The following is a 13,785-nucleotide window of genomic DNA, read 5'->3' as shown; positions in this document are numbered from 1 at the left end:
GCCGGTCCCCAAGGAGAGCGCGTATAAGCCGTAAAGCCATCGCGCAGGGAAGGCCGGGAGTTTCGGCCAGACCTGTGGTGACTGCCGCCTGCTTTCCTTGTTGCAGGCGGGCCATGGGCGAGGCCAACGCCCGGTCTTCCCTGCGCCCTCTCGTTATCAAGAGGGTCTCGATCAGAACAACTCGGACGCCGATCGCGCCGCGAGGAGGTGAATGCACATCTGCGTGTCACTTCACGGCAGCGCAGCTGCGCCGTTGTTGACAAGCAGGCTGTTGGGGTCGGTCGGCGCCGGCGCAAGGTCGCTCGACGAGTCGCCGCCGAGGAAGCTGTCGAGCGTCGCCTGGATCCGCTCCTTGACGCTGTCGGGACCACGGTCGCTCATCCAGGTGTGCTGGAAATGGGTCTTGACGATATCGATCCCGTCTTTCTTCGCCACCTGCGGCGCGGGCAGCACGCCGGGGTCGGTCTTGAACACGGGGTCGTCGGAGCGGAAGGACAGGATCTTGAGCTTGTCGCGGATCACGAAAGGAACGCGCAGATTATCGAGCGTGACGACCTGCGACACCAGGTCCGGATGTTCCTTGGCGAAATACATCGCGGTGTCGCCCCCGTTGGAATGGCCGACCAGGGTCAGATGCGTGTAGTCGGCATTCGGACGCCGCTTCTTCAACTCGCTCAGCACGAACAGGATGTTGGCCTCGCCTTTCTCATAGACCGGCAGCCGCCCGACATAGGGCATGCCGATCTTGGTTACGAGCGGCGGATCGGTCGGCAGATCCTGCTGGATGCTGGCGACGAGATAGCCGCGCGCGGCAAACACGTTGGCGAGGAAGGAATACTCGGTGTTCCTGACCGTGTTACCGTTGCTGATGACGGCAACCGGCAGAGGCCGGATGCCGGCTTCGGCCTTCATCTCATAATCCTTGCGGACGGCGACATCGACCGTCACCGGGCGTTGCCGCGCGGCGTCGTAGAGGTCCAGACTGTCGTGTTCGATTCCCCATTTGCTCATCGCGACATAGCCCGCGACGGCCAAGGCAGACACGCACGCCAGAACCGTTATTCCCCGTTTCATCGCTTCCGTCCCGATCAACTTTTTGAGTTATCTAAAACGAAGCAACGCACGTTTCATCACCCTGTCGCAGAGACGCGGCCATTAAATTTCAGAAACGTGACAGAACGCCGCGGGAACGGAACCCTGTTCCGCGCAAGGCGAGCTGAACGGCGGGAGCTTGCAGACGTTGGTGCGCGCGACGAAGAGCCGCGATTCGCACGCACTTCGCGCCGCGCGTCCAGGCCGGTCTCAGAAGGCCGTATAGCCGCCGTCGATCACGAAGCAATCCGCGGTGTGATACGACGAGGCCTTGCTCATCAGGTACACCGCGATGCCGCCGAAATCGGAGGGCTCGCCGAAGCGGCGCATCGGAATGCGCGGCATCACATTGGCGACGAACTTGTCGTTGGCCATCAGGCCTGCGGTCATGTCGCTCTTGATCCAGCCCGGCAGGATCGCATTGGCGGTGATGCCATAGCGCGCCAGCTCGACGGCGAGCGCCCGGCACAGCGCGTTGATCGCAGCCTTAGTCGCGGCATAGTGCTCGTTGCGGGCGGTGCCGAACAGCGAAGCCAGGCTCGAGGTGGCCACCAGCCGGCCGAACGCGTCGCCATTTTGCGCGCGCTCGGTCATGTGCTTGGCGGCGGACTGGAAGGCATGGAAGACGCCGTCGAGATTGGTCGAAAACATCGTGCGCCACTCCTCCTCGCTGCGCTCGATGAAGGATCTGCGACCGCCGCCGCCGATGCCGGCATTGGCAAAGCAGCCGTCAACGCGGCCGAACCGGTCGAGCGTCGCCTTCATGGCCTCGTTCACGGAGGCAGGATTGGTGACGTCGCAGATGCGGGTGTCGATCTTTCCGGGGCCGGCCGCCATCGAGCTGGCAGCAGCCTGGTTCTTCTCGGCATTGCGGCCCCAGATCGAAACGTTGCAGCCACTGGACGCAAGTGCCTGGGCGATGCCGAGGCCTATGCCCCCATTGCCGCCGGTGACGACGGCCACGCGGCCGGTGAGATCGAAAATGGTCATGGGCGTTTCCGTATGTTGTGCCGCGCAGCCGCTGTGCGCTTTTGGCAGATCCTTCCGATCCGGCAAGCATGGACAAGGCGCCTGCAAAAATCAAATATGTCGCCACGACGCACGCCGCCGGTGAAATTTCCACGCCAAAGAATGCCGGCCTCGGCGAGCGCTTGAGAGGAAACCATGCAGTTCAAACACGTCACGCTGGATATTGAAGGATCGGTCGCCGTTCTGACGCTCGACCATCAGGAGGTCATGAACGCGGTCTCGATCGACATGCTCGGTGGCCTCGCCGAGGCGCTCGACGAGATCGAGGAGAGGAAGGCCGAGGTGCGCTGCCTGGTGCTCACCGGCGCCGGCCGCGCATTCTGCACCGGCGCCAATCTGCAGGGCCGCAATACGCAGGCCAAGCCGGGTCGCAGCAATGCCGGCGCGGCGCTGGAGACCGCGTTTCATCCGTTCCTGCGTCGGCTGCGCAACCTGCATTGCCCGATCGTCACCGCCGTGAACGGCCCCGCCGCCGGCGCCGGGATGAGCTTTGCACTGATGGGCGACATGATCCTGTGCGCAAAGTCCGCCTATTTCCTGCAGGCGTTCCGCCGCATCGGCCTGGTGCCGGACTGCGGCTCGACCTGGCTGCTGCCGCGCTTGGTCGGCAAGGCGCGCGCGATCGAGCTGTCGCTGATGGGCGAGAAGCTTCCGGCCGAGACGGCGCTGCAGTGGGGGCTCGTCAACCGCGTCTACGACGACGGCGCGCTGATGGAGGAGGCGATGAAGCTCGCCCGTGAACTCGCCAGCGGCCCGACGGTGGCGCTGTCGCTGATCCGCAGGCTCTATTGGGACAGTCCGGAGAACTCGTTCGAGGACCAGCTCAACCTGGAATTCCAGCTCCAGCGCGTCGCCGGGAGGACCGAGGATTTCAAGGAGGGCGTCGGCGCGTTTCTGGAAAAGCGTCCCGCCAAGTTTCGGGGCCAATGATCGAGGCGGCGCTGTCCCGCTGCGTCGCGCGATTCATGCCGGGTGCGACCGGCGTGACGGGGGCTGCAATGCTGTCGGGCGGCGCCAGCCAGGAGACCTGGCGCTTCGACATCGTTCATCCCGATGGTGCTATTGGCGCGATCCTGCGCCGCGCGCCGAAGGGCTATGGCGCAGCACCGGGACGCGCGGCGGGCCTCGACAACGAGGCGGCGCTGATGCAGCTGGCTTATGAGGCCGGCGTGCCGTCGCCGCGCGTGCTGCATCTGTTGACGCCGGACGACGAGCTCGGCACCGGCTTCATCATGCAGCGGATCGAAGGCGAGACCATCGCGCGCAAGATCCTGCGCGATGCTGATTTCGCCGATGTGCGGCCGCATCTGGCGCGGCAGCTCGGCGGTATCGCCGCGGGCATTCACGGCGTTGCCCGCGACGAACTGCCGACGAGCCTGCGCGAGTTGAGCGCGACAAAGGAGATCGCCGAGCTCACGCGCGAATATCGCAGCTTCGGCTGGCCGCGGCCGGTGTTCGAGCTGGCGCTGCGCTGGTTGGCCGAGCACGATCCCGGTCCGCCCGCGGAGGTGACGTTGGTGCATGGCGATTTCCGCCACGGCAACCTGATCATCGGTCCCGACGGCGTCCGCGCCGTGCTCGACTGGGAGCTCGCCCATCTCGGCGACCCGATGGAGGATCTCGGCTGGATCTGCGTCAACTCCTGGCGCTTCGGCGAGATCGACAAGCCGGTCGGCGGCTTCGGCGCGCGTGAAGACCTGTTTGCGGGGTACGAGGCGGCAGGTCGCAAGGTCGACGCCGCGCGCGTGATGTTCTGGGAGGTCATGGGCACGCTGCGCTGGGGCGTGATGTGCTGCGGCATGATGCAGCGCTTCCGTGAGGCGCCCGATCATTCAATGGAGCGCGCGATGATCGGCCGCCGCGCCTCGGAGACGGAAATCGATTTGTTGCGGCTGCTTGCGCCGAGGGGAGCGGCATGATCCCGAAAAGTGGGAACCGGTTTTCGGAATCAGATCATGCCAAGAATGGAGAGCCTTATGCAGGACGAGCCGACACCCGCGGAATTGGCCAAGGCCGTCGCCGATTTCCTGCGCAACGACATCGCGCCCCTGATCTCGGGCCATCAGGGCTTCAAGCTGCGCGTCGGCATCAACGCGCTGGATCTGGTGGCGCGGCAACTGACCTCGGCGGAGCAGGGCGAAGCCGCAGAGCTGGCGCGGCTGAAAGCGTTGCTCGCCGCGGATGGGTCACTTTCCGACTTGAACCGCGCGCTCGCCGACAAGATCGCCAGCGGCGCGATGGATCTTTCAACGCCGGGCCTGAAGGAGCATCTCTGGCAGACCACGCTCGACAAGCTTGCCGTCGACCAGCCGAACTATGCGTCCTACCGGCGCGAAGCGGGAAGGACGGATGGTGATGCCTAGTCCTCCGTCCTTGCGAGGCGCGTCAGCGAACGGAGCATGTTGGGCACGCCGTTTCCTATCCTCGTCCCGGCGAACGCCGGGACCCATAGCGCGTGATGTCAGTTTGAGGCGCGCTGGGAGAGACCGACCGTCAGCACGTCCGCCAGTGGCTATGGGTCCCCGCGTTCGCGGGGACGACAGACGAAAGTGGACGGCGAGCGGGCGTCTCATCACGATCATGCCGCGGAATGACAATGGAGTGTTACTTCCCCACCCATTTCGGCGGGCGCTTCTCGGCAAAGGCTTTTGGCCCTTCGATATAGTCCTGCGAGTTGAGCATCGCCTGCACGGCGGGATAGTCGCGCTGCTCCATGACCGCCTGCTGCAGCGACACCGCAAGGCCTTTTTCGATCGCCTGTTTGGAGGCGCGGATCGACATCGGCGAGTTCTTGGCAATCATTTCGGCCCAGCGCATCGCTCCGGCCAGCGCCTCGCCCTGCGGCACCACCTCGTTGACGAAGCCGAGTTCGAGGCCTTCCTTTGCGCTGACATGGCGCGCGGTCAGGATCATGCCCATCGCGCGCTTCAGACCGATCTGTCGCGGCAGCCGCTGCAGGCCGCCGGCGAGCGCGGCCAGCCCAACGCGCGGCTCGGGCAGGGCGAAGGTGGCATTTTCGGAGGCGATGATCAGATCGCAAGCCAGCGCGATCTCGAAGCCGCCACCCATCGCGACGCCGTTGACCGCCGCGATCAGCGGCTTGTCGCAGTCGAAGCGCGAGGTCAGTCCGGCGAAGCCGCCCTTGTCCCAGCCGCGCGCGCCGCCCGCTGCCTGCCATTTCAGATCGTTGCCGGCGCAGAAAGCCTTGTCGCCCTCGCCGGTTACGATCGCGACCCACTGCTCGGGATCGGCGGCGAACTGATCGAACACCTTGTTGAGCTCGTAATGCGCCTCGATATGCAGCGCGTTGTAGACCTCGGGCCGCGCCAAGGTGACGACCGTGATCGGGCCGTTGCGGGTGATCTTCGAATATTTCAGCTCCATCGGCGGTCCCTCCAGTTTTTCGTTGATGTGGAATGTTCGCGCGCGAGACTAGCGCAAGCTCAGCTCGCGCGCTGCCTCAAATACGCAGGGACGGCGCGCGTCGCAAGCAGACCGCCGATCACGGCGAGATGCGTCGCGCGTGCGGTACGACAAACAACAAAATGCCGGGAGAGATGCCATGGACTTTTCCTTGCCCCAGGAGCTCGTCGCCTATCTCGCCGAGCTCGATCGTTTCATCGACACCGAGATCAAGCCCTTGGAACAGTCCGATGACAACATCCGCTTCTTCGACCATCGCCGCGAATGGGCCCGCACCGACTTCGACAATGGCGGGCTGCCGCGGCATGAGTGGGAGGCGCTGCTGCGCCAGGCCAAGGATCGCGCCGACCGAGCCGGCCACCTGCGCTTTGCGATCCCGAAGCGCTATGGCGGCAGGGATGGCTCGAACCTCTGGATGGCCGTGATCCGCGAGCACTTCGCATCCAAGGGGCTTGGCCTGCACAACGATCTGCAGAACGAGCATTCGATCGTAGGCAATTTTCCTGTCGTCACCATGCTCGACCGCTACGGCAGCGAGAACCAGAAGGAGATGATCGACGGGACAATCACCGGCAAATACCGCATCACCTTCGGCCTGACCGAACCACATCATGGCTCCGACGCCACGCATATGGAGACCAAGGCGGTGCCGGCAACGCGCGACAACGTCAAGGGCTGGCTGATCAATGGCGAGAAGATGTGGACCACCGGTATGCATGTCGCCACGCACTGCGCGCTGTTTGCCCGCACCTCCGGCAATGACGGCGATGCCCGCGGCATCAGCTGTTTCCTGGTGCCGGCAAACAGCGAGGGCGTGAAGGTCGAGGAATATCTCTGGACCTTCAACATGCCGACCGATCATCCGCGCGTCAGCTTTAACGACGTGTTCGTGCCGGAAGACGCCGTGTTCGGCGAGGTCGGGCGCGGCCTGTCGCTGGCGCAATGCTTCGTGCATGAGAATCGCATTCGCCAGGCTGCGAGCTCGCTGGGGGCAGCGGTCTACTGCATCAATGAGAGTGTGAACTACGCACGCGAACGGAAACCCTTCGGCAAGGCGCTGGCCGAGAACCAGGCGATCCAGTGGCCGCTGGTGGAGCTTGCGACGCAGGCGGAAATGCTGCGGCTTCTGATCCGCAAGACGGCCTGGCAAATGGACCAGATGACCCAGGCCGAGGTCGAGCACACGCTCTCCGACAAGGTCTCGATGTGTAACTACTGGGCCAACCGGCTCTGCTGCGAGGCCGCGGACCGCGCGATCCAGGTGCATGGCGGCATGGGCTATTCGCGGCACAAGCCGTTCGAGCACATCTACCGCCATCACCGCCGCTACCGCATCACCGAGGGCAGCGAGGAGATCCAGATGCGCAAGGTGGCGGGATTCCTGTTCGGCTATATGGGGGCGGGCAAGCGCGCGTGAGAGATCGATCGATTCGTTGCGACGTGGCATCAGCAAAAACCGCCGGCCTTGGGCAGGCCGGCGGTCGGATCGCTGCACTTTCGGCGAGATCAGTGATGATCGTCGAAATCGAAGCCGAACCCGAAACCCGCAAAATGCTCGAACGGATTAGTCTGCGGACGCACATAGGTCGGCAGCGTCACGCGATAGACCAGCACCAGCGTGTCGACATTGGCACCCGTGGCATCGGCGTAGGCTTGCCCGACCATATGGCCGTCCTGGGTGATGAAGTCGTTGTCGCTGCCGACGAACAGGAAGTAGTCGTGCGGCGCCCTGGGATCACCGACGGGCACCACCGCCATGCTTTCCCACTTTTCGTACAGGTCATTGCTGTCGTTCGGTGCGCCGTTGTGCAGGCCGAAGCGGTTCAGCTGGGTGTTGTCGTTGATATCAAGAAATTTCTGATAGATCGCGGGCGTGATCGTGCTGAGGAGCACGCCTTTCGGCGCGACCGGCGTAGTAGGGCTGTCATACGCGGTACCGGCGATGTTGGTCGCTCCGGAAATGTCGAGCAGGTCGACGCTGCGATAGACAGAGCCGGCGCTCTTCGCTGTAAAGCCGCCACTGCTGTCGCGGGCGAGCACCAGGAACTGATGATCGTTGAGCGCAAGCAGCTCGCTCTGAGCCGCCGTGAGCAGGGTCGGGGTCGTCGTGGTCTGATCCTGATAATGCGGCAGCTGCACGACATATTCGCCGACCAGCTTGGGCTGGCGGTGGCGCAGATCATAGGCCAGCAGGCGGGTGTTGTTGCGGGTCAGCTTGATGGTCTTCGAACTGGTTGCATCGAGGTCCTGGATCAGCGCGCTCTGCAGCAGGATGAACAGGGTCTTGCGGTCCGGGCTCATGGCCAGACCCTCGAAGCCCTGGTTGTTCTGCCGGCCCGAGACTGGATTGCCCTTGTCATAGGTCGCGCCGATCGGCGGGCTATTGGCGGAGAAGTCCTCGACCAGGTTGCCCGAGCTGTCGCGGCGCATCGGGATGAAGGCATCCGGCGGCCGGATCACGTTCAACAGCGCGCCGTGGTGATCATAGTGATAAATGTAGGCGCCGTATTCATCGCTGACCCAGTAGGTGCCGTCGCCGACATGCACCACGGCCTCATTGTCGAGGCTGATGCTCTTGTTGGAGGCGATCGGCAGATCGGGGAAGATGAGATCCGCCGGCTGCACGCCGGCCGGATCGAGGCCCGTGGTCTGCTGGCCACCCCAGCGATGAAACAGGATCGAGCCCTTGTAGTTCAGCTGCAGCTGGTTCTGGCTGGTGGTCGAGCCGGAATAGAGCGGATTGAGCGTGAGCTCGAAGCGATGCAGCCGGCCGTGGAAGTCGACCGTTCCTTGCGTATTCCAGCCACGGTCCGGCAGCATGTACGAGGTGCCGCCATAGCTGCCGTCGCGATTCTTGTGCCAGCTGTCGAGATTCATCGCCATGCCGGAGCCGAAGCCGCCGAGCGTGTCGCCGAACTGATCGACAGCGTTCGACGGAACGCGGGCGATGCCGACCAGGCCCTTGTTGACGTAGGTCTGTCCCTGGAAAGTGACGGAGGAATCCGCGCAGGCGGCGCCCGTCATCAGCAGCAGCGCGCTCGCACCGGCTGCGAGAGACGTCCAGGCGTCATGGCGCGAAGCCCTCAGCGAAGAGAGATTTGTGATCATTTATGTCTATCCAATCTTGGGGCGCAGAAAATTATGCCGACGAACGAAGCAGAAATGTCTTCGCGTCAGGGGAAGGAAGGAGACGATCGTCGAATTTCAGATGAATCCGAATTTGATGACACTGCGATGACGCGTCGCAGTTTCGCACGCGTGGTCAACAGCAGAGTGCATCGCTTCAATCGCGTCGCGGATCGTGCCGCGATGAGGCGATTGGCACCACAACCGAGGTCCTATCTCACCGTGGCCGCACAAACTGCGCTGCGATTGGCGCTGGCTTCGCGGAGGCGAGCGTGTCAGCTCGCGCGGGTCGCGCGGTCCTTCTCGTTCTGCGCCTTGATCGAATCCTTCGCCTTGGCCCAGTCCTCGTCGGTCCAGTCGCGCAGCTGATAGAAATTGCCGCCCATCGCCAGCGCCTGGGCTCCATCCATCGCGATCGTCTCGCCGTTGATCCAGTCGCAGCCGCCGGAGATCAGGAACACCGCGAGGTTCTGCAATTCCTCCATGGTGCCGACCCGGCCCATCGGGTTCATCGCCTTGGTTCGTGCGCCGGCCTCGTCGCCGGGCTTGATGCGCTTGCTCATGCCTTCCGTGGGGATTTCGCCGGGTGCGATCGTGTTCAGCCGAATGCCATAGCGGCCCCATTCGGCCGCAAGCGACATCGTCATGGCGTGGATCGCCGACTTGCTCATCGCCGACGGCACCACATAGGGCGAGCCGTTGCGCACCCAGGTGACCGTGATCGACACGACATTGCCGGGCTGCTTGGCTGCGATCCAGCGTCGGCCGACGGCGTGCGTCACGTAGAAGGTGCCGTGCATGACGATGTTCGCCACGGCATCGAAACCGCGCGGACTGAGGTCCTCGGTGCGCGAGATGAAATTGCCGGCGGCATTGTTGATGAGATCGGTGAGGCCGCCTTCGCGGAAGATGTTCTCGACCATCTCCTCGACGGCTTGAGCGCTTCTGATATCGACGCCATGGCTGGTGACCTGGCCGCCATGGAGATCCATCAGCTCGGTCGCGGTCTCGTCGCAAACGATTTTCCGCCGCCCGCAAATATGCACTTCGGCGCCGAGCTGCAGGAAGCGCGCGGCCATCGCCTTGCCGAGTCCTGTCCCGCCACCTGTCACCAGAATCCGTCGGCCTGCGAGGAGATTGTCCTGGAACATGTGCTGTACCTCAGAATCCCGTCGTACATCGGTTGATTGACTAAATCGCTCTGCCGGTTTCCTGTAAAGCCGGAAAGAAGAGGGCCAGGGAGAACCTTTCGATGGAAAGCCGGATAGCAATCGAGATCAAGAACGGGGTTGCCGACGTCCGCCTCGTCAGGGCCGACAAGATGAATGCGCTCGACATGGCGATGTTCGAGGCGCTGGTTAAGGCGACCGAGCGGCTGTCCAAGGAGAAGGGCCTGCGCGCGGTCGTGCTCTCAGGTGAGGGGCGTGCATTCTGCGCGGGTCTCGATATGGGACGCTTTGCGGCGATGAACGACAGCGGCGGCAACGGTATTCCCGGCGGTGAGGCGCGCGATCTGACCATCCGCACCCACGGTCAGGCCAATTTCGCCCAGCAGGCGGTGTGGGGCTGGCGGCAATTGCCGGTGCCGGTGATTGCTGCGGTGCATGGTGTTGCGTTCGGCGGTGGTTTCCAGCTCGCGCTCGGCGCGGACATGCGTTACGCCGCCCCCGATACCAGGATGTCGATCATGGAGATCAAATGGGGCCTGGTGCCCGACATGGCGGGAACTCCAATTCTGGCGACGCTCATGCGCGACGATATCCTGCGCGAGCTGACCTATACGGGACGCGTCTTCTCGGCCCAGGAAGCGCAGTCCTATGGCCTGGTCACCCGCATCTGCGATGATCCGCGCGCCGCTGCGTTGGAGACAGCGTTGGAGATCGCCGGCAAGAGCCCCGATGCGATCCGCGCCGCAAAGCGGATGCTGAACAACCTATCTGTCGATCCCGGTCCAGCACTGCTGGCCGAGTCGGTCGAGCAGCAGAAGCTGATTGGCAGTCCGAACCAGCTCGAGGCCGTGCGTGCCAATATCGAGAAGCGGGCGCCGCGATTTGTCGATGTTTGACGTCTCGCCTCGTCCCGGAGCGGCACAGCCCGCATCTTCATCTTGCGCTGCGGCAAAAAACTTGCAGACTGACGGGTTGCCGGGCAGCTTCTGGGGAGAAGAGCCATGTCGCCGCAGCCGAAGCCTTCCGACATCACGCCTTCCGACGTCCAGCCTTCCGACGCCGACACGAGATCAAATCGCGCTGCTGAGGCGCAGGCGATGGAGGAAGACGTACGGCTCCGCGAGGACATTCGGCTGCTCGGTCGAATCCTCGGCGATACCGTCCGCGACCAGGAAGGCGCCGACGTGTTCGAGCTGGTCGAACGCATCCGCCAGACCTCGGTGCGGTTCCACCGCGATGAGGATCGTTCGGCGCGGCGGGAGTTGGAGCAGATCCTCGACGGCATGACGATCGCGGAGACCGTGCGTATCGTCCGCGCCTTCAGCTATTTCTCGCATCTCGCCAATATCGCCGAGGACCAGAACAATATCCGCCGCATGCGGGCGCGCACGGATGCAAATGGCGGCAGCGGAATGCTGGCCGCCACCCTGTCACATGCCAAAGGGGCCGGCTTCGGCGCGGCCGACCTGCGCAAGTTTTTTGCGACCGCTCTGGTCAGCCCCGTGCTGACCGCGCATCCGACCGAAGTGCGCCGCAGGAGCACGATGGATCGCGAATGGGAGATTGCCGCGCTGCTCGACCGCCGCGAGCGCGTGCAGCTCACGCCGGAAGAGCGCGAGGCGAGCGACGAGGCACTGCGACGGGCGGTGCTGACCTTGTGGCAGACCAACCTGTTGCGCCGGACCAAGCTGACGGTGCTCGACGAGGTCACCAACGGCCTGTCGTTCTACGACTACACCTTCCTCCGCGAAGTGCCGGCGCTGCTGTGCGCGCTGGAGGACCGGCTCAATGACGGCGAGGAGGTCGCTGGCGATCTCGCGTCCTTCTTGCGGATGGGGAGCTGGATCGGCGGCGACCGCGACGGCAATCCTTTCGTGACCGCCGACGTGATGCGAGGCACCCTGAAGCTGCAGTCCAGCCTCGTCCTGCATTATTATCTGGAGGAACTGCATCTGCTCGGCGGCGAGCTGTCGATCGCCGCTCATCTGGCGGACATTTCCGACGAGCTGCGCGCGTTGGCCGAGCGCTCGCCGGACACCTCGCCGCATCGCAGCGGCGAGCCGTATCGGCTCGCAGTCTCCGGCATCTATGCGCGGCTGACCGCGACCGCGAAGAAGCTCGGCATTCAGATCAGTCGGCCGCCGGTCGGCGAGGGCGCGCCCTACAAGAGCGTCCGCGAATTGCAGGACGATCTCGATGTCCTGCATCGGTCGCTGATCGCCAACAATGCGGCGGTCATCGCGCGCGGGCGCTTGCGCATGCTGCGTCGCGCGGTGGATTGCTTCGGCTTCCATCTGGCGCGGCTCGACATCCGGCAGAACTCCGCCGTGCACGAGCGGACTGTCGCCGAACTGCTCGACACCGCGATGCCCGGCATGTCCTATCTCGCTCTCGGCGAAGAAGCGCGGATCGCGCTCTTGACTGGCGAGTTGCGTAACGCGCGTCCGCTGGTCTCGCATTTCGTCAAATATAGTGATGAGACGATCGGCGAGCTGGAATTGTTCCGGGCTGCTGCCGAGGCACACGCGACGTTCGGCGCCGACGTCATCCCCCAATGCATCATCTCGATGTGCAAGGGGATGTCGGATATGCTGGAAGTCGCGCTGCTGTTGAAGGAGGTCGGGCTGATCGACCCGTCGGGGCGCAGCGGCGTCAATATCGTGCCGCTGTTCGAGACGATCGAGGACCTCCAGGCCTCGAGCGGCATCATGGATCGGATGCTGGCGTTGCACGATTATCGCCGTTTGGTCGACAGCCGCGGCGCGGTGCAGGAAGTGATGCTCGGTTATTCCGACAGCAACAAGGATGGCGGCTTCGTCACTTCGGGCTGGGAGCTCTACAAGGCCGAGATCGGCCTCGTTGAGATCTTCGAGCGCCACGGCGTAAGGCTGCGGCTGTTTCATGGTCGCGGCGGGTCGGTCGGTCGCGGCGGCGGCCCAAGCTATGACGCGATCATCGCCCAGCCGGGAGGTGCCGTGAACGGGCAGATCCGGATCACCGAGCAGGGCGAGATCATCTCCAGCAAATATTCCAACGCGGAGGTCGGCCGCAACAATCTGGAAATTCTCGCCGCTGCGACGTTGGAGGCGAGCCTGTTGCATCCGCGGCAGCCGGCGCCGAAGCGGGAGTATCTCACCGCGATGGATCGGTTGTCGGAGCTCGCCTTCAACGCCTATCGCGGCCTGGTCTACGAGACCGACGGCTTCGTCGAATATTTCTGGGAGTCGACCGTCATCAACGAGATCGCGACGCTCAACATCGGCAGCCGGCCGGCCTCGCGCAAGAAGACGCGCGCGATCGAGGATCTGCGCGCGATTCCCTGGGTGTTCTCCTGGGCGCAGTGTCGGCTGATGCTGCCGGGATGGTACGGATTCGGCAGCGCGGTGGAAGCCTGGATCGCGGAACATCCGGAACAGGGCATGCCGTTCCTGAAGGAGCTCTATCGCGAATGGCCGTTCTTCCGCATGCTGCTGTCGAACATGGACATGGTGCTGGCGAAGAGCTCGATCGCGATTGCCTCGCGCTATGCCGAGCTGGTGCCGGACGAGGCCTTGCGCGAGAAGATCTTCGGCCGCATTCGTCGTGAATACCACCTGGCGATCGAAACGCTGCTCGACATCATGGGGCAGGACCGACTGTTGCAGGGCAACCCGCTGCTCGAGCGCTCGGTGCGCAACCGTTTTCCCTATCTCGACCCGCTCAACCACGTGCAGGTCGAGCTTCTGAAGGAACACCGCGCGCAAAATCCGGACGAGCAGATTCTGCGCGGCATTCAGCTGACGATCAATGGCATTTCGGCGGGGCTGAGAAATACGGGCTGAGCTGTCGTCCTGGTCCTTTACGGCTAAAGCGCTTCTTCCTGCTCCGCCGTCATGCCCGGGCTTGACCCGGGCTCTACGATCTTCCTACGGCGGAGCCAGGACGTGGATGGCCGGGACGAGCCCGG

The 13,785-nt window shown here is 63.9% G+C and carries 11 protein-coding genes; 6 read left to right on the top strand and 5 right to left on the bottom strand.

The window, feature by feature from the left end:
* Nucleotides 1–231: 231 nt before the first annotated feature.
* Nucleotides 232–1,074, bottom strand: coding sequence for an alpha/beta hydrolase (locus BRAS3843_RS11710; RefSeq protein WP_008969096.1), 843 nt, complete (start codon nt 1,072–1,074; stop codon nt 232–234).
* A gap of 228 nt (nt 1,075–1,302) precedes the next feature.
* Nucleotides 1,303–2,082, bottom strand: coding sequence for an SDR family oxidoreductase (locus tag BRAS3843_RS11705; RefSeq protein WP_008969094.1), 780 nt, complete (start codon nt 2,080–2,082; stop codon nt 1,303–1,305).
* A gap of 174 nt (nt 2,083–2,256) precedes the next feature.
* Here BRAS3843_RS11705 and BRAS3843_RS11700 point away from each other — a divergent pair, with 174 nt between their 5' ends.
* The 3 genes from BRAS3843_RS11700 to BRAS3843_RS11690 are packed head-to-tail and all read left to right on the top strand — an operon-like array spanning nt 2,257 to nt 4,484.
* Nucleotides 2,257–3,051 (top strand): enoyl-CoA hydratase/isomerase, encoded by a 795-nt coding sequence (locus tag BRAS3843_RS11700; protein ID WP_008969093.1) that lies wholly within the window; start codon nt 2,257–2,259, stop codon nt 3,049–3,051.
* The gene (locus BRAS3843_RS11695) at nt 3,048–4,040 is read left to right on the top strand and encodes a phosphotransferase family protein (protein WP_035981477.1); all 993 of its coding nucleotides are present in this window, start codon (nt 3,048–3,050) and stop codon (nt 4,038–4,040) included. Before BRAS3843_RS11700 ends, BRAS3843_RS11695 begins: the two co-directional genes overlap by 4 nt.
* A 57-nt stretch (nt 4,041–4,097) precedes the next feature.
* Nucleotides 4,098–4,484, top strand: coding sequence for a DUF6285 domain-containing protein (locus BRAS3843_RS11690; protein ID WP_008969091.1), 387 nt, complete (start codon nt 4,098–4,100; stop codon nt 4,482–4,484).
* A 241-nt stretch (nt 4,485–4,725) separates the two neighbouring features.
* Here BRAS3843_RS11690 and BRAS3843_RS11685 read toward each other — a convergent pair whose 3' ends face one another.
* Nucleotides 4,726–5,505, bottom strand: coding sequence for an enoyl-CoA hydratase-related protein (locus BRAS3843_RS11685; protein WP_008969090.1), 780 nt, complete (start codon nt 5,503–5,505; stop codon nt 4,726–4,728).
* 178 nt (nt 5,506–5,683) lie between these two features.
* Between BRAS3843_RS11685 and BRAS3843_RS11680 the strand changes: the two genes are divergently transcribed.
* Nucleotides 5,684–6,961, top strand: a complete 1,278-nt coding sequence (locus BRAS3843_RS11680) for an acyl-CoA dehydrogenase family protein (RefSeq protein WP_008969089.1) — start codon at nt 5,684–5,686, stop codon at nt 6,959–6,961.
* A gap of 89 nt (nt 6,962–7,050) precedes the next feature.
* Here the strand turns inward: BRAS3843_RS11680 and BRAS3843_RS11675 are convergent, their stop codons facing one another.
* Nucleotides 7,051–8,652, bottom strand: a complete 1,602-nt coding sequence (locus tag BRAS3843_RS11675) for an esterase-like activity of phytase family protein (RefSeq protein ID WP_008969088.1) — start codon at nt 8,650–8,652, stop codon at nt 7,051–7,053.
* A 293-nt stretch (nt 8,653–8,945) separates the two neighbouring features.
* A complete protein-coding gene (locus tag BRAS3843_RS11670) occupies nt 8,946–9,821 on the bottom strand; it encodes an SDR family oxidoreductase (RefSeq protein ID WP_008969087.1) in 876 nt (291 codons plus the stop codon).
* 101 nt (nt 9,822–9,922) lie between these two features.
* On the opposite strand from BRAS3843_RS11670, the gene BRAS3843_RS11665 reads away from it, so the two are divergent.
* Nucleotides 9,923–10,735: a crotonase/enoyl-CoA hydratase family protein gene (locus tag BRAS3843_RS11665; protein WP_008969086.1), complete on the top strand. Its 813-nt coding sequence runs from the start codon at nt 9,923–9,925 to the stop codon at nt 10,733–10,735.
* Between the two features lie 105 nt (nt 10,736–10,840).
* Entirely contained in the window at nt 10,841–13,660 is a 2,820-nt protein-coding gene (ppc, locus tag BRAS3843_RS11660; RefSeq protein WP_008969085.1) for a phosphoenolpyruvate carboxylase, read from the top strand.
* Nucleotides 13,661–13,785 lie beyond the last annotated feature (125 nt).

It is taken from the genome of Bradyrhizobium sp. STM 3843 (assembly GCF_000239815.1).
GTDB lineage: Bacteria > Pseudomonadota > Alphaproteobacteria > Rhizobiales > Xanthobacteraceae > Bradyrhizobium.
This window is presented reverse-complemented; position numbering and strand designations above follow the sequence as displayed.

Excerpts from the sequence above, each read along its gene's own strand:
- BRAS3843_RS11710 (WP_008969096.1), bottom strand. The coding sequence starts at position 1,074 with ATGAAACGGGGAATAACGGTTCTGGCGTGCGTGTCTGCCTTGGCCGTC.
- BRAS3843_RS11705 (WP_008969094.1), bottom strand. The coding sequence starts at position 2,082 with ATGACCATTTTCGATCTCACCGGCCGCGTGGCCGTCGTCACCGGCGGC.
- BRAS3843_RS11700 (WP_008969093.1), top strand. The coding sequence starts at position 2,257 with ATGCAGTTCAAACACGTCACGCTGGATATTGAAGGATCGGTCGCCGTT.
- BRAS3843_RS11695 (WP_035981477.1), top strand. The coding sequence starts at position 3,048 with ATGATCGAGGCGGCGCTGTCCCGCTGCGTCGCGCGATTCATGCCGGGT.
- BRAS3843_RS11690 (WP_008969091.1), top strand. The coding sequence starts at position 4,098 with ATGCAGGACGAGCCGACACCCGCGGAATTGGCCAAGGCCGTCGCCGAT.
- BRAS3843_RS11685 (WP_008969090.1), bottom strand. The coding sequence starts at position 5,505 with ATGGAGCTGAAATATTCGAAGATCACCCGCAACGGCCCGATCACGGTC.
- BRAS3843_RS11680 (WP_008969089.1), top strand. The coding sequence starts at position 5,684 with ATGGACTTTTCCTTGCCCCAGGAGCTCGTCGCCTATCTCGCCGAGCTC.
- BRAS3843_RS11675 (WP_008969088.1), bottom strand. The coding sequence starts at position 8,652 with ATGATCACAAATCTCTCTTCGCTGAGGGCTTCGCGCCATGACGCCTGG.
- BRAS3843_RS11670 (WP_008969087.1), bottom strand. The coding sequence starts at position 9,821 with ATGTTCCAGGACAATCTCCTCGCAGGCCGACGGATTCTGGTGACAGGT.
- BRAS3843_RS11665 (WP_008969086.1), top strand. The coding sequence starts at position 9,923 with ATGGAAAGCCGGATAGCAATCGAGATCAAGAACGGGGTTGCCGACGTC.
- ppc (WP_008969085.1), top strand. The coding sequence starts at position 10,841 with ATGTCGCCGCAGCCGAAGCCTTCCGACATCACGCCTTCCGACGTCCAG.